Genomic DNA, 22,784 nt, shown 5'->3' with positions numbered 1-22,784 from the left:
CCTTGGAACGGACGAAGAAAGGTAGCACTGTTTTATCCGTTCGTTCGATTTAACAAACAAAAAAGTTTATGATGAGGGCAATGTTTCTTGATGATTTGTTAAAAGTTAAGTCTACGGCTGTTTTATGACATTGTTTATAGAATATCCGTCGTTCATTTTTTTTAAAACGCCATCGGCAAATACCATATGGATCTGTACTAGTGATCGGGATGGCTTTAGGTTTTCCACGGCAAAGGGATGCGCATAGTACCAAACCAATGGATGTAGATCAAACAATTTTGTCCGAATTAATTGGATAATGTGTTCAGCCGTTGTCTTTCACTGGTGGAGACATAGCGTCTGTCTTGGATACGGCATTTGATGGGTGTACCCCGAATAAGACAACCTAGTTGTTAACCTACTATGGATTCTTCCGCGCGCTCCTTGATGAGTTTGCTGAGCAAAACCACTTGACCCAAGTGATAATAAGCGTGCTCAATCATAGATTCGATATTTCGTCGGTACGTTCCGTAGCGCGCATCGATAAAAATCTCTTGAAGCTGTTGTTCTGTTAAGCTTTCGACCTCATCAGCAAACTGTTCCGAATCGGACAAGAAGTTCTCTTTTAATTGTTGCCACTCCTGATCCGATGCTAAAGGAGACATACCAAAACTCAACGAATCTTTGATGGTTAACTGTCCCGTACGCATCGCCTCCGTCACTCCGGCCATATAGTAATGAAGATGATAGGTCAACAGCGCGATACTATTGAGTGAGCCAATTTTAGTAGTTGCTTGCTCGAACGTCACCGTAGAAAGAGCCAACTTATAATTGGTATTGGCAATCCACGTACCGTTGAGTGTTACTTCCCGAAAACGAAATGCGAGTTGTTGAGCTGATTCCATATGTAGTAATGTATGATCCGTGTGCCATGAAGCTAGAAAAAAAATGATTGGCTCAAAACATTTTTTGCGTTTTTGTTATTTTTATTTACGTACACGCCAACAAAGATATATATGCTCTTAAAAGGGAAAATTTCTATCATCGATTTCGTCAAGACAATAAAAGTGGATCTAATTGCCATTACCCTCTTCAGTATCGTTGTAGGTTTTATTGCCAAAGGCCGATATTTTTCATCGTTATCTATTCCCCTTGGGCTAATTGCCATCGTCGGGACAGCAATATCCCTGCTTCTGGCCTTTCGAACCGGACAGTCCTACGACCGGTGGTGGGAGGCGAGGATTGTTTGGGGAACAATCGTTAATGACTCCAGGACCTTTCTTCGACAGCTTAAATCCTTTCTTCCGCAAGGATGTGAGGACGATCTTCAGCAGTTTGCTGAAAGACAGATCATCTGGAATTATGCATTAAGTGAATCATTAAGGGGATTACCTTTTTCCAAACGTGTAGATCAGTACCGAATCGAACAAAGAATCATAGACTATAATGTGCCTAATGCGATTCTGTCTTTACATGCCTTGGCCTTAAAGCAGTTGGTGTCAGCGGGTAAGCTTACGGAATTTCGCCACGTACAACTGGATGCTACACTGACACGCTTTTGTGATGCCATGGGGAGATGCGAACGTATAAAAAATACCGTGTTTCCGGTTTCCTACGGAACATTGATTCATTTTTTGATTTACTTGTTTACGCTACTATTGCCTTTTAGTCTAGACGACCACTATGCATTTATCAAAGCAGTCCTAACCGCCGGAATACCAACTATTTTTATCATCATCGAGCGAACCGCTATTTTGATGCAGGATCCTTTTGAAAACGGGCCATTGGATACGCCGATGACGACTATTAGTCAAGGCATTGAAGTAGTTTTAAAACAACAATTGGGAGAAGAGGTAGAAAAGCCGGCACCACCGCCGGCCGATGCATATTATATTTTATAAGTAAATATGCCGTCATTATTAACAATTTTTTGGGACATGCCGAGATCAATCAACGGGAAAATGACCTCGAGGTTAGTCGACCATACCCTTTAATCCGAATTTCATGGGGATACAATTCTAAAATCCCGTAGGCATTGGAGGTGGATGTTTCCACTATGCCCTCTAGCGTGACAAACGGAATATGATTTGCTTCTGCGTATCCCCCTTTATGGTTATGTCCCGAAATCACCATTTTTACTGCTGGAGAACTGGTAATAATAGCTAAGATAGCTCTGTTGTTCAATGCTTCATAGCCGTTTTCAGGAAGGAGTGGATGATGCGTCAAAACGACAACTTGTTCTTTACGACGCTCCGAAAGAGCCAGCTCCGCTTTCAACCAGGCCAACTGTTCTTGTCCTATGCCTCCATTCCATGGGAGAACGTGCGTGCGTCCTGTTTTGTTCAGGCTAGCAATCAATTTTTGCCAGGCTATTCTTTTTGGTGAGGAGACTAGCGTGGAATATTCACTAAGTTCGTTGGTGTTCAAAAAGATAAACCGCCAATTTGCCTTCACAAAAGAATAGTATGCTTTTGGCATGCTTAAGCGTCTGTGCAATTGGTCAGGTTCCGAAACATGAACATAATCGTGGTTGCCTAACAAACAATAATAAGGTTTCTTCAACACGTTCAGTCGTTTGAGTAATGCAGGAAGATCTGACGGTCCTTCATCGACCAGATCTCCAAGTATGACGGAGAATGAAACGTCTTGTTGATTCAAGACGCGAACTGCTGAATCCACCTTGCTTAGCGACATACGGTAAAATCGACTTCCATTGCTTTCTTTGTCTGCATATTGCATGTCTGCCAGTAGACCTATACGAAGCGTAGGCAATGGATGCTGTGCATACAGCAGACTATAGTACAAGCTACTTGTGTAAAGCAGAAAGCAACCAATCATTCTAGCCATTCTTCTGATATACGTATTTCCCACTATTTTTTCCTGTTGACGGTGTACTGCCCCACCTCTTCGCCCGCATCATTTAAAAGCTGCACGTTCAGCTGTTGGTTGGTCATTTCGACACGGGTTAAGGTCCGTTGCCCGTCGCGCGGACCGCCACCTATAACAATCGGGTAGTTATTTAATCCAGCGGCTGGTGGATGTATCTTGTATCGGTGCGTATGTCCACTGAGAACAACATCTACTTTTCCCTGGTTGAACAAGGGTTCGAACAATTCGGTACAATGTGTAGCGCCATGTGCGTCACCCGAATAACGAGGAGGTATATGCATTAGCACGACACGGAATGCGGCGCGTCGGAAAGCTTCTCCTTGAATCTCTTCAGCTAACCATTTCGCTTGTTCGCGGCGGTAGCTGTCAAAATCAACGATGCCAGCATAAACGGGGTGATCATCCTCTTTATCTTCTCCACTGTCGATAATAACAAATCGCGCAGGTCCTAGTGTAAAGGCGGAGTTACCGATGTGCTGAAAATAATCAGCGATGTCACGCGCAAACTTTCCCCGTGTTTCGTGATTGCCGCGAACAAACAAGAACGGCTTATGCTTAGCAAACAATTGCGTCACTGGTGTTAGCATATGTTCGATGAGTTGCTGTTCATCCGTTTGATAATCGAAAATGTCTCCATTAAAGAAAACGAAGTCGCGATCCGCCTCCTGGTCAAGACCAAGCAGATGACCAATCGAATTTGGACGGTCATGTATATCATTCAACATCAAGAAAGAAACGGTTTGTTTTGTGGGATCACTTACGGTAAACTGTTCAATATCTGCTCTTTTCTCTGGTCCATATGTTACTTTATAGGGTTGAAACTCGACGAGTTCTTTCGAGACGATTTGGTAGTAGTAGGTTTTGCCAGGCTGAAGGCGCTCTAATGTTATCCGATTGATTCTGCCAGCAGGTTTCAATCCAAGTTCGCTCGTCCCATAAGCTTTTTGATCGAGCTTTGTTTCAGATGTACCGTATTCTACCCAAGATGATGCCTCCCGGTTTGTCACCCATAATATAGTCATGCTGTTGGCAAAGGTAGTTTGCAGATATGGCCCGGCAAGGAATGAGAATTCTTCCTTTGATTCCGGCGCATGTTGCGCACGTGGCTCGTGTTGCGTTATAACGAGTCCACCGAGTAGTAGGGACGATTTGAGGAAGGAGCGTCTATTGGTTCTAGCGTCTTTTTTTTGCATAATTAAATGTTTTCTGGTCGTTACATCGTTCTATATATGTACCTTGCCCACATTCTTAGATCAGTTTATTCGTCGTTTTATCAGCGGGCAATAGGATACGATTATAAGTAGAATAAATTAGACTTTCAAAAAAGAAAAGCACGCAAACGTTTGTGTAAAAAAGTGTTTATGTTTGTGATTAAGTTTTTGGAAAACAAATAGTTGTATATTGAGTTTCGTATTATTGTAGCGGGTTCACGGTATGCTTTTTCACGTTTGTATGCATTCAATAAGAGCGGTCCCCTTATTTTTTAATTGGGAAAAAATAGGACAATAATGAAACACATAGTCAGTAAAATAGCGATAATTTTCATGCTATTCGTTAGTGGATGTACCGTTTCTAAACGATCTGGGACCACTGATTACCTATTCATTCAAAAAGAGGGGCGGCAAGATAGACGCTGGAAACTAGTCTGGCAAGACGATTTCGACGGACCGTCTCTCGATACGACAAAATGGTCTAGGATCCCAGCAGGTACCTCGGACTGGAATAGGCATATGAGTTTGGACGATGCCTGTTTTCAATGGAAAGATGGGACACTGGAACTTTTGGGTATTCCGAATCCGGATACATTGATTGATCCCAGACCATTCATTACTGGCGGTATCTGGAGCAAGCATAAATTCGCTTTTCAGTACGGGCGAGTGGAAATCCGTGCTAAATTAACAAGCGCCCAAGGAGCCTGGCCCGCGATGTGGATGCTTGCCGAACAAAATAAATACGGGCCGTATCCTCGAAACGGGGAGATTGATATCATGGAACATTTGAACTTTGATCGGATCATTTATCAAACAACACACTCACACTATACCTTAAATCTCAAGCAAACTCAAAATCCGCCGCACGGGGGGACGGCAAAGATAGATCCGGAAACATACAACGTTTTTGGTCTCAGTTGGTATCCCGATCGAATCGATTTTCAGTTAAACGGCCACATTACGTTTAGTTATCCTCGGGTTCCGGGAGCGGATCCATCTCAATGGCCATATGACCAACCCTTTTACTTGCTTATTGATCAGCAACTCGGGGGGAGTTGGGTCGGGCCTGTGGACTTGCGTCAACTGCCTGTCAGGATGGTTATTGATTGGGTTCGAGTATATCAATAACGGAGAGTTCTACGTTAAAAACAATAACATGGTACATGTTGAAAGTGAATTTGCCCGGCTCCGAATGGTTGTTTGGCAGAGTGAGAATTTGGATTTGCCCGGAAACTTCGTCTGGACGATTTACGTTTTTTGCAAGCGGAGGCCTTGGACGAAAACATAAAGGCGCAGGCAAAGATCATAAGAGGCATTTCTTGCAGAGCAACACTGTTGGAAATGGAGCAAATGCACTTCAAAGAAACGTTGAAAAAACATCATGTGCGCGTGCTCCGTTCCTCGAAAACTCACCACGGTAGAAAAGACGACAGTGCTTGACAACGGTTATGTCAATTTCTTCGTTAGTGGTCCTTTTTTAGCCATTGACAATATCGTAATCGAGGGATCACTTCGTTTTTTGCACAGGCGAGATAAGATTTTACCCGTTCGGGATATATCACGAAATGAAGTATATCCTTTCAATTGTACCTATATTTTAGCACACAGCCGCTGTGGAGGATGGATTAGTTCGCTAATAGCTGAACGATTTGATCAAACCCTCTATTTTTGGCATGTTGAAGCGGAGACACGCCGTATTTATCCGCAATATCGGGGTTACATCCGGTATCCAGTAAAATTTGCACAATGTCAATATACTTTGCACTTCCATCGCCTAGAATTATGGCTTCCAGTAAAGCGGTCCAGCCCAAGCGGTTGACGTGATCAATAGGGTAGCCTTTTGTATGTGCTAACAACTTGACAACTGCAACATGCCCTCTTTCGCAGGCTGGAATCAATGCGCTGCCGCCGTATCTGTTGTATATGTCAAAACGCGCATGGCTTTTCAGATAGAGCTGAACGAGTTCCACGTACCCCGCCGCACCAGCGTACAAGAAAGGAGAATCTTGTATATGGTCCTGTTGATTGACATCCGCTCCATGCAAAAGGAGTAGGTTGGCCATCCTGATGTTATTGTTTCGGGTAGCGATAAGCAATAACGATTGCCCTTGCGCATTTATTTCATGGACATTGGCGCCATTTTTTAAAGCCTGTTCGACGATTGATAGGCGCCCCTGTTGTACGGCTTCCAAAAGCGAACTGACCGTGTCGGAATTTTTGTCGGCAGAAGAGAAAGCATCGCATGATGGAAAGAACAATATCGAACAAAGAAGAAGTAAATGATGCATAGTGTATCTAAAAATTAAAAGACAAGATGCCCATGGTGTATCAGAGAGCTAACCGACGAAATACGAGAAACAGCTTCCGCAGAACAGCTCGCGTCTACGAATACCAGATCTGCAGCATCGCCCACTTTAGGCCATTGCTGTTTACCGGAATCATCTAGGGGAAGTATGTTATTGGTCGCAAGCTTTAAGCTACGGGACAACTGAAATTCCGTGGAGTATCCATATAATTGAGCCATCAGGTTTGCTTTTTGTAGTACGCTGCCCGAACCCCAAGTATTCCAATGATCTATAATACTGTCGTTACCGGTCTGGATATTTACACCGTACTTATACAATGTCGGAATAGGCATAACCAATCCTCCAAATGGAATCGTCGAAACAATACCAATCTGGGCGTTCGACAATGCTTCGGCAACCTGTTCTAATTTGGGCTGTTCGAGCTTTGCCAATACGAAACAATGACTAAGATAGGTCTTTCCTTTTAACGCTGGGTTTTCATTTACCTTCTTAATGAGGTATTCTACGGTTTGTAAGCCAGAATCTCCGCTTTCGTGTAAATGCATGTCTATGCCTTTCTGATGATCAAGTGCCAGCTGGACCATAAAATCTACGGAGCGCTCAATACTGCCATCTATCGTATAAGGATCTACACCTCCAATAAAATCGATGTCCATTTTTGCAGCTTCTTTCATCCATCGTGTCGAATCTGTATAGAATAATCCGTGCTGCGGAAAAGCAACCAGTTCGGCGCTGAAACCTTCTTTTTTATTTGCTAAAGCTTGTTGCAAATTTTTTAATGAATCCAGTTTCGAGGTGGGTTCAATATTGACATGGCTACGTGCAAAACTAGAACCTTTGGACTGCAACAGTTCAATAAGCTTTTCGGCATGTTGCGTCGAAGTTTTTAATAGCTCTGGCAATAACTTTTGTTCCAGCGCGATCATTCCTTTAATGCCTCCCTTTCTTTTCCTGACAGCCTGCCACTGACCACCATAAAAGGTCTTGTCCAAATGGATATGTTGATCCCGGAAAGCTGGAAGCATCAGCATTTCTCGTGCGTCTATTGCATCTGCGAGTGGAGTATTGGGAAGGATTGCGGCAATTTTTCCGTCGATTATCTGTAGGGTAAACAATTCCGTCTTTGTACCTATCACTTCCTCGTCTTCGTATAAAAAACCTGTTTCCAGTCTGACGTTTTTCAGTAGGTAGCCTGTTGTATTGGAGCTTTCTACTCTGGTCTGTTGATGAGGATTGCCCTGTACATAGGAATGGCTGGCAAACAAGCCTGCCATAGCCAACGAAGTATTTCGGATAAATTCTTTGCGCGATATAACGGATGTTTTCATAATAGTTGTAAGCGTATAAAAATACAAATGTAGCTATAGTTCGGACGGGTTTTGTGGTGAAATCATGCGAATGCTTGTACAATTTATCACAATGGGTGGTTATGAATATGGCGAATGGCTAATGATCCACCGCCCGTTAGCTAAAAAACAGGAATGTCCTACATGCTAGACATTCCTGCGGTCATTGCTGCTCCAAGCATGAAGAACCCCGGCTAAGGTAGTGGTTCTTCGTGCTTAGTCGGGGTATGGATAATGTCGAAGTAAATAGATTTATCCTCCGCAGACGGATAGATACGATACGTAAATTCCTGTTCCGTTAAGGTCGTGATTGCGACCGCCCGTGTGAAAAGCGTTTCGCCTTGATCATTTTTGGCTACAATGGTTCGTGTCTTGCCGTCGGCCGAAACAGACCAATTGCCGTGCATTTTTGGGCTGTCATCCAAATTGTACATCGCAAATGTACCGTCGGATTTGAAATACGCGAAACCGACAAAATTGCTGACATTCGGATCCGACAATGTAACATCCGCTCTTTGATGATTTTTAGCGCCCGTCGTTTCCCAAGCCGTACTGGCAAGTACTTCACTCGGGGTGGGCTTGATCAGATCATCCTTATCGCTACAGCTTTGCGCAACGGTTAATCCGACTAAGGTGAACCATAGGAGAAATACAGAATTTAACTTTTGTCATTTGTGTTTTTTTACAAAAGTAGGTCTAGGCTGTTGGTTAGACTTGGAGCTTTTATGCTTTTTCTTGTATGATTCATGCAAGGGCTGCTGGGTATGCATATTTTTAGACTATTCTTGTCCGATTGCACATCGTTAGGCATTGGCAAGAGACCTCCGTAAGCGCTGGTAAGTCTGAAAATATAGTTGACTGAATGTATCTTTGAGCCTTACAGAAAGCACATCCATATGTTCGCAGGGTGTTTGTATGTGTCCAATCTCTTTCATAAACTATTCATTTTTTGCTCTGCTTTTTATGTGCAGCACGTTGACTTTAAATCCCTTAATCGGAGTTGCTTTAGACGTTGCTCTGAAAAGTCAAAATGAATTCCGACTAAATTGCGTATGAAATTTGAAGCAATGTTTTTTTAATTAACAAACAGATTTATCATGCAGGGATTTTATGAGTCATGTGCATCCAGTTCCAACCTTGTTTTCAAAAAGAGAATTCACGGCCTGTTAAAGATCTCCTATCGAGTAACGAACGGTTTGTGCCGATTATAAAGCGAAAAGTTCACCAGACCAAATTGTCGAGTATTTCATATCTTTATTGGCCAGGGGAACAACAAAATACTATGAATCATAGTGATACAGAAACACCGCGAGCTGTAGAAATCAGAAACCGATATTTCGAGTTACTTGATAAACATTTATCGGACTTGATCGATGAACGTACTGAGCGAATGCTGGAATTGTGCGATATTGCCGACCTTTTGTGTGTGTCCCAAAAGCATCTGATCAAAATTATCCAGAAATTAGAGGGGAATCATCCCTGCCATTTTTATGTGCAAAAGATAGTTAAAAAAACGACGGAACTATTAGCGGACACGGACTGGCCTATTGTAGAAATTGCGCGTCGCTTTACTTATGACCCTTCAAATTTTACTAAATTTTTTAAAAAGCATACCGGTTACACCCCTTCCTTTTATCGGAACAATCTTAAAAAAGCGAAAAGTTCACCATAATCCTATTTGTAATTATCTTGACCTTTATCTTGATATTTTTTTTTAATCAAAAATAGATTTTTATGGCAAGAAATGATTTGAAAGGTAAAGTAGTACTTATTGCCGGTGGAGCAAAGAATCTGGGCGGATTATTGAGTCTGGATTTGGCAGCGAAAGGAGCGAAAGTTGTGATACATTACAATAGTGAGCACACGAAGGAGGCTGCAGAAAACACCCTAGCTGCTATCCATGGCGTTGGAGGGGAAGCTATCCTTTTTCAGGCTGACTTGACAAAAGTAGAGAACATACAGCGATTGTTTGCTGCTGGCGTCGAACATTTTGGAGGAATCGATATCGGGATAAACACGGTCGGTATGGTTTTAAAAAAGCCGTTTTTGAATACGACGGAAGAGGAATACGACAAGATGTTTGCTATTAATTCCAAAGTAGCTTATTTCTTTATCCAGGAAGCAGGAAGAGTGTTGAACGATAGCGGAAAAATATGCACGATCGTGACTTCGTTGTTGGCGGCTTATACCGGTTTATATTCAACATATGCAGGTGCTAAGGCTCCCGTGGAACATTTTACAAGAATGGCATCCAAAGAGTTCGGAGTAAGAGGAATTTCTGTTAGTGCTGTGGCGCCGGGTCCGATGGATACCCCGTTTTTTTATGGTCAGGAAACGGACGATGCAGTAGCCTATCACCGGTCGGCTTCGGCTTTGGGAGGGTTGACCGATATTACAGATATAGCGCCGCTCGTTGAATTCCTTGTGACCGATGGATGGTGGATAACCGGACAGACAATATTCGCAAATGGCGGTTATACCACGCGGTAGTTTTTGTACCTTGGTGGCCTGGCTCGAATAACATTCAAGCCAGGCTATCTACGTATTTTTCGAGCTTCTCAACGTTTTCGCGCTGTCCTTTTTCTGCTTGATGTGTATGTACTATGATGTCCAGGATGGCGGAGGTATCGAAGTTTAATGTCCATTGAATAAATGTTGTCTCATCAGAAAAATCAAAAGATAACCGCTGCTATGAAGTGCGGATTGAAATGTTCAACACCAATCTTTTCTGGGGAATGATCGCCTAAAAATACATCAATTAGCATAGTTTTTTTCCATCTGGGTTGTGTAAGATGAACCTCCACTGAACATTTCCCCGCAAATCCATTGTGTTATGGTAACTGCAAATCCTTGGAGGTGCCATCACTTCAACACCTGTCAATATTCTCCAAACCAGATCAATCGGAGCGGATACCCCGTAGGCTATGTATACTGATTTTTCTTCATTTTCACTTCTGAAAATATGTGTTCATCTACTCTGTCCCAAAACGATCAACCGCAAAGAATTTTAACCTCATGGTGTCTTGATGTGGAATATCCGATTTAATTTATATTTTTATAGCAGATAATTCACTGTATATGGCATCGGGTATTTTTGCAATTTTGGATGATATAGCTGCGTTAATGGATGATGTGGCCGTGACCAGTAAGATAGCTACACAGAAAACCGCAGGGATCCTAGGAGATGATCTAGCGGTTAATGCGGAGAAAGCTACTGGTTTTTTGGCTTCCAGGGAGCTCCCCGTTTTATGGGCAATCACCAAGGGATCTTTCATTAATAAGCTTATTATCGTGCCGATAGCGTTATTGCTGAATGTGTTTTTCCCGGTTGCGATCAAGGTCATCTTGGTGTTAGGAGGTTTTTACTTGGCCTACGAAGGTGTGGAAAAGATTATCGAGTACTTTTTTCATCGCCACAAAAAAGGGCATGAGGTCATCGAGGAAAATAAAGAAAATGATAGCGCAGCGGAAAAAGCAAAAATAAAATCGGCTGTAACGACCGACTTTATCTTGTCCGTGGAGATTGTAATTATAGCATTGGGAACGGTTCTAGATCGTTCGCTGACCATTCAGATTATCACCGTTTCTGTGGTTGCACTACTTGCAACCATCGGTGTCTATGGTATTGTTGCATTAATTGTTCGTATGGATGACGCCGGTTATCGGCTGATAAAACGTTCTGGTGATAAAGGCATAGTTTCAAAATTTGGACATTCCTTGGTCAGGTCGTTACCTGTTATCATTAAGGCTTTGGCGGTTATCGGAACCGTTGCTTTACTGCTTGTATCCGGAGGTATATTTGCGCACAACATCGATTATTTGCATCATATTTTTCCTACGATACCATCTTTTGTCAAAGAGCTGGCTTTTGGTTTGCTTGCGGGGATTGTCGTGGTGGCGGTGGTGACCGCAGTCAAGAAAATATACGGACTTGTTGTTCGTCGATAAGTTTCTTGTATTTGCACATATGGCGGGATAAATCCTGAGAGCGACCTAACAATAATATAAAGTTCCCTTAATCTCGGCTTAGCCTGTATTTTCTATTTTTGAATGGGATGTGTCGTGCATACCTATTTAATACCGATACATGGTTATGAGATGTTGGCCAAATGCAAAGCAATTTTATCACGCGGCTCTTTTTGTCTGCTCGGTTATATTAGTAGCGTGTCAAGAACACCGTTTTGATGCGCAGTACGATCGCTGGATCAGTCAGAATAAAGTGGATAATCAGGCCGAACACGTTTATTTTGATGAAATCAATACCATATCGGGGGATCAACATGGTAAACAAATAAAGATCAGGGGTCGTCTGACCTACGAATACGACGAGGCGGCCGTCTATCCCCTTACGGACTATACAGGCTACAAACCAATTTGGATACACATAGAGGCTTCGGACTTGCAATTGCACCAATTTCTCTTGCAGAAAGATAAGGCGTTGATTACGTTGACGGGGGAATTGGACACGGCGGAGGGATTTGATCGCTTCGAGTATAGTGCGGCAATTAAAAATATCCAGATCGCGGAGATAACCCAAATTCTTAAAACGCAATAAGGATTCAAAAAGTAAATTAAAATTTCCAGTTATTTTTTCCATGATCGTGAAAGAAGTCAAATTCTACGCCTTGGATGCTTTGTAACTGGGATGCTAAAACCTTTTATTTTTTCAAAAAATAATACGTGCCCCTTCGACTTTTTCTTACTGAACAAAATGGAGTTAATTTTCAGCTGTAACTGGTTAAAATGTTGTGCTCTTCATGTGTATCCCACCTGTATCTTTGGGATAACGTGTAAAGGCTGGGTTATCAATACCATCCTTCACTTCGGATAACTACTAACCACCTTTTAGCCGGAGTAATGTAAAAGCCGGTTTTGTTAATAGATTGCGTTAGCGCTATCAAAATGAATGGCGATCAAGGCGTGCTACTTTGTGGTGTGGTTGTTTCTTAATTATTAATCTATTTAACTTGAATATTTACTAACTTGATTAAGAACATTATGAAAATCAAAAGACCACCTAAAACTCTGCTGTCTTTTATTCTTTCTTGTCTGCTAGCGTGCTTTACTTTTGGTACTGTTTTCTCGCAGTCTACAACCGTTACCGGTACTGTTACCAACGAACAAGGTGAGGCTATCGCTGGGGTTACTGTTAAGGAAAAAAGTAGCGGAGTTACGAGTCAGACCGACGAACAGGGAAAATTCAGTATTTCTCTTCGCAATGCGCAGGGTATACTAGTCATTAGTTCTGTAGGTTACAGATTGCAGGAAAAACCAATCTCTGCTAGTCCACTTACGATCATTCTGATAGAAGATGAAAGCAGTTTGGATGAAGCTGTTGTTATTGGATACCAGACGGTTACTCGAAAAAAGAATACGGCTGCCGTATCGACGATATCAGGCAAAGATTTGGAGAATATTCCTGCTGCAAGTTTTGAAACAATTTTGCAGGGGCGTCTTCCGGGAGTCAATGTACAAAATGTAAGTGGCTCTCCCGGAAGTATGGGAACGGTTTATGTCAGAGGATCGACGGGTCTAAGTAATACATATGACGAAGCCCAAATATTAAGTAGCCCCTTATATGTCATCGATGGCGTTCCGCAACCCACGGAGCAATACGCTAATTTAAATACCGGAACGGGAACAAATTTTTTAGCTGGACTCAATCCCAACGATATTGAATCGGTATCTGTGTTGCGTGATGCTTCAGCCGCCGCTATTTATGGTTCCCGGGCAGCCAACGGAGTTATTCTCATTACGACTAAAAAAGGTGTAATTCGCGAACCCGTAGTTATGATCAATGGGTATTCTGGTGTGACGTTACGTCCAGAATTACGGCCCATGGCTTTGGGAAGTGCCGAAAGAGGACAAAAAATGGGGGTTATTGCCAATCAACTCACCTATGCTCAGCAAGCCAATTTACCTTACATGTTGACCGACAGCCTTAATCCAGCCTTTAACGGTAATACCAACTTTCAAGATATGTTTTATCAACGGGGATTAGTTAATAATGCAGACTTGAGTGTAAGCGGTGGCGGTGGAAGTTCAACGTATCGTTTTAGTGGGAATTATTACGACGAAGAAGGTATCATCAAACAAACCGGATTCAAGCGGTTCGCAACACGCTTAAATCTCTCTACCCAAGCATTGAAAGATAAATTGACCATCAATCCGATTGTAGCGTATACATTTATCGACCGGCCAAGAGGGAATGGAAGTGCAACAAATCCTTTTCCGTGGGGAGCAGGCAATATGCCGTCTTCTCTATATAACTTATCGGAGCAAAGGCGGAGCTATTATCTAGGAACCTATGACGGCGATTTGGACAAAAATGTAACCAATCAATTAAGCCTGAATTTGAACCTGAATATACACTTGCTGCCCGAGCTAACACTGACCTCGCAAACAGCATTTCAATACAATACCGGTCGCCGTGATTTTAGTCGGCCAAGTTTCTTGAACGGGAATTTAGGAAATTCGGCAAGCTCGTGGACCTCCGACCAACAGAATTGGCGAACATCCAATTACCTAAACTATACGGATACATTTGGAAAGCACTCCCTTACGCTATTGGTCGGACAGGATATCGAGCATGATAAGTACCAGGTAACATCTGCGGATGGGTATTTTGGGAGCTCGGATCAAATCAAGGTGGTGCAGGGATTTTTGCAGGACTATATCGGCGCTTATTCTGATTACCAGGCTTGGGGACTATTGTCCTATTATTCCCGTTTAAGTTACGATTTCGATGATCGGTATGTTTTATCGGGAAGTATACGTACCGATGGTTCGTCGCGATTTGGTAAAGATAGTCGTTTTGGATGGTTTCCTTCAGCGTCTGCTGCTTGGTTACTTTCCGAAGAAGATTTTCTTAAAGATAACGGTACGTTCACCTTACTTAAGCTACGGGCAAGTTATGGTACAACGGGAAATTTACCGCGAGATAACTATTTGCCGTATAGCACATACAACGTAAACGCTGGAGGATATGCCGGAAACGATGGTGCCCCGTCCTACAACGGAGTCATCGCCGTAACCCCGAATTTTAGAAATGGCGTCGCGCAGGATGGACTTACGTGGGAGCGAGGTAATAGCTGGAATATCGGTACAGACATTGAGTTGTTTGGAGGTAAATATAGTATCGCAGCCGACGTCTACAATAAGGAGACCAAAAACCAACTTTTTTCGGTTCAGCTGCCCGTTAATACCGGGTACGATTACGCGATGACCAATTCTGTAGGCGTACGCAACTCGGGAGTAGAACTTGTCGTAGGAGCGAATCCCCTGTCGCGGGAAAGCGTCATCAATTGGCGGTCTAATTTTAATATTGCGTACAACCGAAACCAAATTATGAGTTTACCCAACGGCGGTAGAGATTTGGTCATGAACGGAGATCGCTTTGATGCCTCACACATTCTTTCGATCGGCAGCCCGATCAATGCTTTTTACCTTTTCCAAACCTTAGGCGTATATTCCACAATCAATGATGTTCCTATCAATCCCTATTCTGGAGCTCTTTATGGCAATGGGGGACCTTATGGAGCTGGCATGTTTCACTTAAAAGATCTGGACGGAGATTATTTTTTGGATTCTTATCGCGATGGGATCAATTCAGACAAAATGCCTATCGGAGATCCTAATCCAAAATGGACAGGTGGATGGAATAATCAGTTTTCCTACAAGAATTTCACCTTTTCCTTTTTTATAAATTTTACGTTAGATCGAGATGTACTGAACTTATATGAAGCAGATGCTTTTGCAACAGTGTTTAATAATTCTGAGTTTGCTGCCAAGGCGTATCCTGATTTGCGTGAATATAATATCTGGAGACAAGATGGGGACATAGCCGAATATGCAAAACTGGATATGGGTACCTACCGGTATTATTACACGTCTGCACAAACGTTCTTTCTGGAAGACGGGAGTTATGTACGATTAAAGAATGTTATTGGTTCTTATGACTTTAATAAAAACCTAGTTAAGCGTATTGGTCTTAACCGATTACGGATTTATGGTATTGTCGATAACTTATTGACCTGGAAAGCGTCGAAAAAGCTCCCGGATCCGGAAGTTGTAAATCAATATGGGGAATATAGTGGATTCGGATATCCTATGCCTCGAAAATTCACACTAGGACTGGAAATTACTTTATAATAATTATTATGAAAAAGATAAATATATACATACTCGTCGGCATCTTTCTAGGAACGGTTTATTCCTGTAAAGATTTTTTGGAAGAAGTGCCAAGAAATTCAACTTATGTTGGAGAATTTTGGCAATCGGAAGCCGATGTAAATAGTGCGTTGGCCGGTAATTATGCCTTGCTGCGAAATGCATTGAGCAGTGGTAATTTCGAGAATGTTCCTAGGCACTATCTGTACAGCGATGGTGTTCCATCTACCTACTTTACGATTCAGTACTCGGGAGATGGATTGGAGGGAGTTCAAACAGGCGATTTTACATGGCGGTATACGATCGAATCATACGGAGATTGGACGAGGTATTACAAAACCATTATTATGAGTAACCTGATTATTGAAAAGGTTGCAGCTATGGATGATGCGCTATTTGTAAACGAAAGCAATCCTAGTCGATTTAAAAACGAAGCTATCGGACAAGCGTATTTTATCCGCGCATTGACTTATTTTATGTTGACCCGTGTGTGGGGGGATGTGCCGCTCGTCTTGACTACATCGAGCGATCCTATTGCTGAAGAGCAGGTGGGACGTGTACCGAAGGCTGAAATACTTGCACAGGTTGAAAAGGATTGCCATCAGGCGGCGGAGTTGCTGGACTGGGGATATAGAAATCAAGATGCGGCTAAAGTAACAGCGAATAAGGGATCTGTCTATGCTTTATTGGCCCATCTTTATCTCTGGCGTGCAACGACCACAGATCTTTCTACAACGACACCAATTGCTAGCGATGTCCATAGTGCTGATACCACAATTGCCGCGCTAAAATCGTTCGGAGGGTATGCGCAAGTGGACACTTCAAATTACTACAGTACATTTATCGGTAAATCTCGGGAAGGTATCTTTGAACTGGCCGCAAGCGAGCAAAATCTGGAAGGATCCTCGGCCCATATTGCTACTTTTTTTCTACGCCAGGCGCAGATATCATACTATAACCCAACGTACTCTCGATTTTTTGTTCCTAAAAATTACCTGACCACTCATTTTAGTAGACAAGTGATAGGATGGGGATGGGTCTTGAATAGTTCGAACCAATGGGAATGGAAAGAGCATGTTGCAGCTGTTGGCGAGACAATTTATGACGAAGATGGAAGTAATGGTCGTGTCGTAACAGAAGATATGCTTATCGACAATATGGATGTTCGATTGAGAAAGAACTTTACTGACATCAGTCTGAGCCAACCGACATGCATCAAATATAGCAATGTCAATTATCGCACGCAAAGCAGTGCTTTCATCAGTAATAATACACTAATTTTCCGGTATAGCGATATGCTGCTTTTGGAAGCTGAAATCGCCTTATACAAAGGGAATATAACCAAAGCTATTAGCATTATCAATGGTTTCCGAACACGTAACGGCTCATCGTCGTTGATTTCTGGTGGCGCCACTAAGGAGGAAGTGTTTTATCAATACGCACTGGAGCGTGGTAAAGAATTGTTCTTGGAAGGACATATCTATTACGATCTCATCCGCACCAGGCAGTACGCCGAATTTATTCCTTGGCTTTCGCCGCAACGTTTTATGCAGGGAGGTTTCTATTGGCCTGTTTCTCCTCTGTTGTTCAAGAATAATTCTTTTTTAGCCCAAACCAGTTATTGGGTGGGTAAGGTTTAACAAAATAAATAGCATAACAATGAAAAGATATAATATAATGGGTATAGTCTTAGCGCTTTTAGTGGTCTGCTGGACATCCTGTGAAAGTGATGATTATCTGAATGACGGGGGGCAAGCAAATCCGTATGTTGATATGACAACATATGATTTCTTAAAATCGCACGGCAAGTTTGATTCTCTAGTGGCAATTATTGATAGAGCAGGATTAAAAGATTTGGTCAATGCACCGAATACTACTTTTTTTGCCTCGACGGATTACAGCGTAGCGCCTTATGTGTCTGCGAAGAAACAGAAAAAAATTATCGAAGTGGGCAATGAAAATATTGATTTCGGTATTAAGGATATTCCGGTATCTCAGTTAGATTCACTGAAAATATATCTGTTTGACGGTAAAATTGTTCGCGAAAACCTGCAAACAGAAGTTCAATACGTCACCAATAAATTTGGCCCGATAGCCGATGTAAGGTTCGCCGCTAAACTCAGGCGTTTGGTGGGATATAATGACTATCTTGACTATGTTGATTATTTGAATTTCACTTGGGTCAAAGGAAGCTTAGATACGGACGCCCCTCAAGGTCAAGTAATCCCACCGAGCGAGCAGGATTTTTCCTACGACTGCCAAACCTCAGGAATTATAACCACAACAGGTGTCCTTCATGTTTTAAGCGACGGACATCGCTTGATGTTCAATCGGGAACCTGTAGCTAGTAATTGATGATTTTAGTATAGATAGATATGAAAACCAGAAGATATTTGGCCGTGTTGAGCATGACATTGTTATGTTTTGCGGCTTGCGAAAAGATTGATAAGGGATTTTTAAGTGACCAGCCCAGATATGTCAACGGTACCATCATTGTTCCACGCGGGGGCATTTATGTGGCATCGGAAAAGATTAATGCTGACGGGTCAACACCTCCTTATCAGTTCAAGCTATTGAACCTGCGGGACAAGGCTACGGGTGAACCTGCACCCGAAGCATTCTTTAATTCCTATGAAGTATTGATGTTTAAAAGCGGACAGGTCTTCGATGCAACAAAAGATACTACCGTCGAATTGTTGAACGCTAAACGGGAGGTTGTGCGTACGCCTCCATTTGTTTTTAATGAGGTTAGCGGACAGCTGGTATTTAACCGTTCTTCGGCGAACCTTCCTCTGGGGGATTACGTATTCGACGTGGAGATGTCTAATGTACGTGGAACCAAGTTGTTTCCAAACTTTGGTGAAGTGAAAATTGTGGACCCGTCGTTGCAGGACTACTTTCAGGTAACCTATCAAGCGGCGACCGGTTCAGACGCTTCGGAGACCTTTTTTACGACTAGTGCGCCGCAAGTTACCTGCGACCGCATTTCAGCGGAAGGAGCTCGGGTCATTTTGAAAATCGTTGATAAAAATGGAAATCCATTTGATCCTTCGGCTGGTGAAGTGATCCGACGGGGAGATCGCCCGACATTTGAAAGCCATGTGAAATTCAACCCTGTTGTGGAGACGGATACCGCGCTGGTTTGTGACTTTGAGGTAGCTCCTTTTCCTTTAACTAACTATAACGATGGCGTTACTGATTGGGGGTATCTGATCTACTATCGCATCCCGAGTCGATATGCCCGAGTCGATAACTATAGCGCTGCGCTAAATGTTAATCCAGTATTCGGGTTTCGCGTACTTATGGAGGGAACATATGTAGTAACGGTGAGGTTGCCTACGGTAACCCGAGTAGAAAATTGAAATCTGTATCGTATAAGAAAACGGAGCGAAAGGCTCCGTTTTTTTTTTTTTTTTGCGCAAGTTATTCGTTGCGCTATTTGAGATAGTACGGTGTACGCTCGCATTCCTGCTGTGCATTTTGTTCTTATTTTAATTTTAGTTGTTTTAGCATCCACTATTTTCCGAAAAAATGGTTTGTTGTTAAAATATGGTTGGTTAAAGGTAATATTCGGTTAAAAATTGGGGGTGAAACTTCCGAGATTAGTTTTTACGAAATGTTGATTGACTAACTAAACAACTAAACTACATGAACAAAAGAAAAATTGCTTTTTTAGCAGCAAGTCTTTTCTTCTCGACAACGTTGTTCGCCCAAACACAACTAAAAGGTCGAGTAGTAGATGACAAAGGAGCACCAATTGCTGGTGTGACCATTACTCTGAAAGACGGGACAGCCACCCAAACCGGCGCAAATGGTGAGTTTTCGATTACATATCAGCAGGCTGGACCACTCACAGTGTCTGCAATTGGATATGATAGAAAACAGGTAAGCCTTTCTTCGCAGACTTCATTGGAAATTGTGCTAAATGCGGATAGTGAAAATCTGGATGAGGTCGTGGTGACGGCTTTGGGTATCTCTCGCGAAAAAAAATCGTTAGGATATACAGTGCAAGAGTTGAAGGCGGAGGAATTAACCAAAGCTGGACAAATTAGTGTAACAGGATCGCTTTCTGGTAAAGTGGCCGGTGTGCAGGTGAATCAGTTCGGAGGAACGGTAGGAGCTTCATCCCGTATTTCCCTTCGCGGGAATTCATCATTGAGTGCAGATCAGCAGCCGTTGATTGTTGTGGACGGAATCCCGATATCGAACGATACGCAACGATCCGGAGACAATACCTATAGTGGTGTGGACTATGGCTCCGGATTAAATGATATTAATCCGGAGGATATCGAATCGATGACTGTGTTAAAAGGTGGGTCAGCGGCTCTATATGGTATGCGTGCGGGAAATGGTGTCATCTTAATCACCACGAAATCAGGAAAGAAAGGCGCGAAAGGTGTTAAATTCGCCTATGATGGAAACCTTACAATAGATCAGGTGTCAACTTTGCCGAGGTATCAAAACTTGTATGGACAAGGATACAATGGAGATGAGTATCATTTTAACACATTGGGAAATGGAATTAGTTATCAACAATATGCCCAGGAAAATGCTTTCGCCTATGTAGATGGAACGGGGAGCGGCGGTGGAGTTTACGATGGTTACGATGAGTCTTGGGGACCAAGACTGGATGTAGGGTTGAAATTACCTCAATTTGATAGTCCTCTGGTCAACGGTACAAGACAAGCAACCGATTGGATTTCGCACCCTGATAATGTACGTGATTTCTTTCAATTAGGTAGATCGATGAATCACAATATTTCGATGACAGCGCAGTCTGAACGTTCCAGTACCCGTGCCTCACTGTCGTTCCGCGATCAGGCAGGGACTGTTCCCAATACCGATCAAAAACGGTATGGAGTACAGGTAAATAACCAGATGACCATTTCCGATAAATTCTCCTATGATATTACTACGAATTATACGCGGACGGAGAGCGATAATATTCTTAACCAAGGATATGACGGCAATAACCCAATGAACGGTTTTATTTGGTTTGGCCGTCAGGTTAATCTAGCTAGTCTAAAATCAAATTGGGATCAAAGGGATGAGCGAGGGGATTACACTCTTTACAATTGGAACACGAATTACCACGTCAATCCTTATTTTAATGTGTACGAAAATACCAATAGTTACAAACGAGATCGCTTTTTTGGAAAAAGCTCTATATACTATCAACCATTTACGTTCCTAAAAATAGAAGGACGAGCCGGGATGGACTACTACGCTTCAAAAGCTTTTGAACGTAATTATTTTAATAGCGCATTTCCTTCAGGGGGATTTCGAGATCGCAAAACAGATAATACCGAATTGAATCTTGACTTAATCGCCAGCTTTAATAAGCAGGTTGGAGAGTTCAACGTGACTGCGTTAGCAGGAGTAAACTATAGAGATGTGCAGTGGGATAACTCTGTGTTAGGAGCAGATGCGCTCACCGTGTTGGGAACTTATACGATCTCTAACAAGTCCGGGGACGCGATAGCGGAAATGGATCACAGTCACATTCGATCGAACTCCGTGTATGGATCCGCATCGGTAGGATGGAAAGACCAGGTCTATGTCGACGTGAGTTTAAGAAACGATTGGAGCTCGACGATAAAAGATGACTTCTTTTACCCATCGACGAGTGTTAGCTGGTTACCAACGACAACCTTTGAAAATCTAAAAGGCGATGTTTTGAGTTTTTGGAAACTACGCGGTACCTGGGCAGAAATAGGAAATGCAACTACTGCTTTTCGGAATAGACCGTATTACTATGCCCAAAATCAATCGTTTAATGGCGTCGCTCAGATGTACAAGACGATGACCTATCCGAATGAAGGGCTTGCACCAGAAACGATCAGAACTTGGGAAATTGGTACCGAAATTAGCCTGTTTAATGATCGAGTACATGCAGATTTGGTTTATTATTACAAGAATACATTTAACCAGATAATGAATGTAACAACTTCTAATGTCGTCGGATTCAGCTCGATGCTACTAAATGCGGGGAAATTGGAAAATAAGGGGGTGGAACTCCAGTTGAGAGGTGATATTATCAAAAAGGAAAATGGCTTCAACTGGTCTAGCATGCTGAACTATGCAAAGGATAGGAGTAAGATCATCGAATTGTATCCGGAGTTAGGTTTAAATATTTATCAACTTGGTTGGACTTGGGGAATCGCGAACCAGGCAAAGGTCGGTGAACCGTGGGGTGCGTTAGTGGGCGGGGGATATGACCGAGTAGAAGAAGGGCCGATGGCCGGTGCTATTAAAGTAAATGCTACCGGGTTGGTTGTCAACAAGAATGCGCAAACTATAGGAAATGTAACGCCGGATTTTTTAGCGAGCTGGCGTAACGATTTTCGTTACAACGACTTCTCCTTTGGATTTTTATTGGATTTGCGCGTTGGTGGTGATATTTGGTCACAGACCATGAATCATAGCTATGTAGCTGGTGTTGCAGAGATTACAGCAGAAAATGGTATTCGGGAACGCGCTATTGTTGCTGGAAAGGACGTTATGTCAGACGAACGTTTTGCGATGCAGGATGCTGAAGGCAACTGGGTGGAAAATACAATCGAGACGGATGCGCAAACGTGGTACGAACAAGGTGGAATTTCTCAGATGTATGTATTTGATGGTTCGTTCTTAAAGCTTCGTGAAGCTTATTTAACTTATAATGTTCCCTCAAAGTATCTACAACGCGTAAAAGGGGTTAGCCGCGCGAATATCTCGTTGATTGGTTCGAATTTGGCCCTGTTATGGACTCATAAATCAAATACCATGCGCCTGGATCCTGAAACCGGTGGGGTGTCCAGTGATAGCCGAGGCGTAGGATTTGAGCAAGCATCCGTTCCCACAGCACGTAGCTTTGGATTGAAACTAGGTATCACATTTTAATA

Annotated in this window: 17 protein-coding genes; 11 read left to right on the top strand and 6 right to left on the bottom strand. The window is 42.7% G+C overall.

What is annotated here, in order from left to right:
• Window positions 1-392 precede the first annotated feature (392 nt).
• Complete coding sequence (locus tag ACFSR5_RS15495) at window positions 393-884, bottom strand: DinB family protein (RefSeq protein WP_380905369.1); 492 nt, start codon at window positions 882-884, stop codon at window positions 393-395.
• Window positions 885-995: 111 nt separating this feature from the next.
• On the opposite strand from ACFSR5_RS15495, the gene ACFSR5_RS15490 reads away from it, so the two are divergent.
• Window positions 996-1,880: a bestrophin family protein gene (locus ACFSR5_RS15490; protein ID WP_380905368.1), complete on the top strand. Its 885-nt coding sequence runs from the start codon at window positions 996-998 to the stop codon at window positions 1,878-1,880.
• A gap of 49 nt (window positions 1,881-1,929) precedes the next feature.
• Here the strand turns inward: ACFSR5_RS15490 and ACFSR5_RS15485 are convergent, their stop codons facing one another.
• Window positions 1,930-2,826 carry a metallophosphoesterase gene (locus ACFSR5_RS15485; protein WP_380905367.1) on the bottom strand — a complete coding sequence of 299 codons (897 nt, stop codon included), beginning with the start codon at window positions 2,824-2,826 and terminating at the stop codon, window positions 1,930-1,932.
• 23 nt (window positions 2,827-2,849) lie between these two features.
• Entirely contained in the window at window positions 2,850-4,061 is a 1,212-nt protein-coding gene (locus tag ACFSR5_RS15480) for a metallophosphoesterase (RefSeq protein ID WP_380905366.1), read from the bottom strand.
• A gap of 315 nt (window positions 4,062-4,376) precedes the next feature.
• Here ACFSR5_RS15480 and ACFSR5_RS15475 point away from each other — a divergent pair, with 315 nt between their 5' ends.
• On the top strand, window positions 4,377-5,207 hold the full coding sequence (locus ACFSR5_RS15475) for a glycoside hydrolase family 16 protein (protein WP_380905365.1): 831 nt from the start codon (window positions 4,377-4,379) through the stop codon (window positions 5,205-5,207).
• 497 nt (window positions 5,208-5,704) lie between these two features.
• Here ACFSR5_RS15475 and ACFSR5_RS15470 read toward each other — a convergent pair whose 3' ends face one another.
• From ACFSR5_RS15470 to ACFSR5_RS15460, 3 genes are all read right to left on the bottom strand, one after another.
• Complete coding sequence (locus tag ACFSR5_RS15470; protein ID WP_380905364.1) at window positions 5,705-6,367, bottom strand: ankyrin repeat domain-containing protein; 663 nt, start codon at window positions 6,365-6,367, stop codon at window positions 5,705-5,707.
• A 14-nt stretch (window positions 6,368-6,381) separates the two neighbouring features.
• Window positions 6,382-7,713, bottom strand: a complete 1,332-nt coding sequence (locus tag ACFSR5_RS15465) for an amidohydrolase (protein WP_380905363.1) — start codon at window positions 7,711-7,713, stop codon at window positions 6,382-6,384.
• A 212-nt stretch (window positions 7,714-7,925) separates the two neighbouring features.
• On the bottom strand, window positions 7,926-8,315 hold the full coding sequence (locus ACFSR5_RS15460) for a DUF4822 domain-containing protein (RefSeq protein ID WP_380905381.1): 390 nt from the start codon (window positions 8,313-8,315) through the stop codon (window positions 7,926-7,928).
• A gap of 698 nt (window positions 8,316-9,013) precedes the next feature.
• Here ACFSR5_RS15460 and ACFSR5_RS15455 point away from each other — a divergent pair.
• The 9 genes from ACFSR5_RS15455 (at window position 9,014) to ACFSR5_RS15415 (ending at window position 22,782) form a co-directional block, all read left to right on the top strand.
• Window positions 9,014-9,403, top strand: a complete 390-nt coding sequence (locus tag ACFSR5_RS15455; protein ID WP_380905362.1) for a helix-turn-helix domain-containing protein — start codon at window positions 9,014-9,016, stop codon at window positions 9,401-9,403.
• 62 nt (window positions 9,404-9,465) lie between these two features.
• Window positions 9,466-10,221: an SDR family oxidoreductase gene (locus ACFSR5_RS15450; RefSeq protein WP_380905361.1), complete on the top strand. Its 756-nt coding sequence runs from the start codon at window positions 9,466-9,468 to the stop codon at window positions 10,219-10,221.
• A gap of 588 nt (window positions 10,222-10,809) precedes the next feature.
• The gene (locus ACFSR5_RS15445) at window positions 10,810-11,679 is read left to right on the top strand and encodes a DUF808 domain-containing protein (RefSeq protein WP_380905360.1); all 870 of its coding nucleotides are present in this window, start codon (window positions 10,810-10,812) and stop codon (window positions 11,677-11,679) included.
• Window positions 11,680-11,818: 139 nt separating this feature from the next.
• Complete coding sequence (locus ACFSR5_RS15440) at window positions 11,819-12,286, top strand: hypothetical protein (protein WP_380905359.1); 468 nt, start codon at window positions 11,819-11,821, stop codon at window positions 12,284-12,286.
• 443 nt (window positions 12,287-12,729) lie between these two features.
• On the top strand, window positions 12,730-15,882 hold the full coding sequence (locus tag ACFSR5_RS15435) for a SusC/RagA family TonB-linked outer membrane protein (protein WP_380905358.1): 3,153 nt from the start codon (window positions 12,730-12,732) through the stop codon (window positions 15,880-15,882).
• Window positions 15,883-15,890: 8 nt separating this feature from the next.
• Window positions 15,891-17,540, top strand: a complete 1,650-nt coding sequence (locus tag ACFSR5_RS15430) for a RagB/SusD family nutrient uptake outer membrane protein (RefSeq protein WP_380905357.1) — start codon at window positions 15,891-15,893, stop codon at window positions 17,538-17,540.
• A gap of 37 nt (window positions 17,541-17,577) precedes the next feature.
• Complete coding sequence (locus tag ACFSR5_RS15425) at window positions 17,578-18,255, top strand: hypothetical protein (protein WP_380905356.1); 678 nt, start codon at window positions 17,578-17,580, stop codon at window positions 18,253-18,255.
• A 20-nt stretch (window positions 18,256-18,275) separates the two neighbouring features.
• A complete protein-coding gene (locus ACFSR5_RS15420; RefSeq protein ID WP_380905355.1) occupies window positions 18,276-19,262 on the top strand; it encodes a hypothetical protein in 987 nt (328 codons plus the stop codon).
• A 286-nt stretch (window positions 19,263-19,548) separates the two neighbouring features.
• The gene (locus ACFSR5_RS15415; protein WP_380905354.1) at window positions 19,549-22,782 is read left to right on the top strand and encodes a SusC/RagA family TonB-linked outer membrane protein; all 3,234 of its coding nucleotides are present in this window, start codon (window positions 19,549-19,551) and stop codon (window positions 22,780-22,782) included.
• The last annotated feature ends 2 nt before the right edge of the window (window positions 22,783-22,784 follow it).

Source organism: Sphingobacterium suaedae (assembly GCF_042684625.1).
Taxonomy (GTDB): Bacteria; Bacteroidota; Bacteroidia; order Sphingobacteriales; family Sphingobacteriaceae; genus Sphingobacterium; species Sphingobacterium suaedae.
The sequence above is the reverse complement of the archived record's forward strand: the minus strand, read 5'-3'. Positions and strand labels throughout refer to the sequence as shown.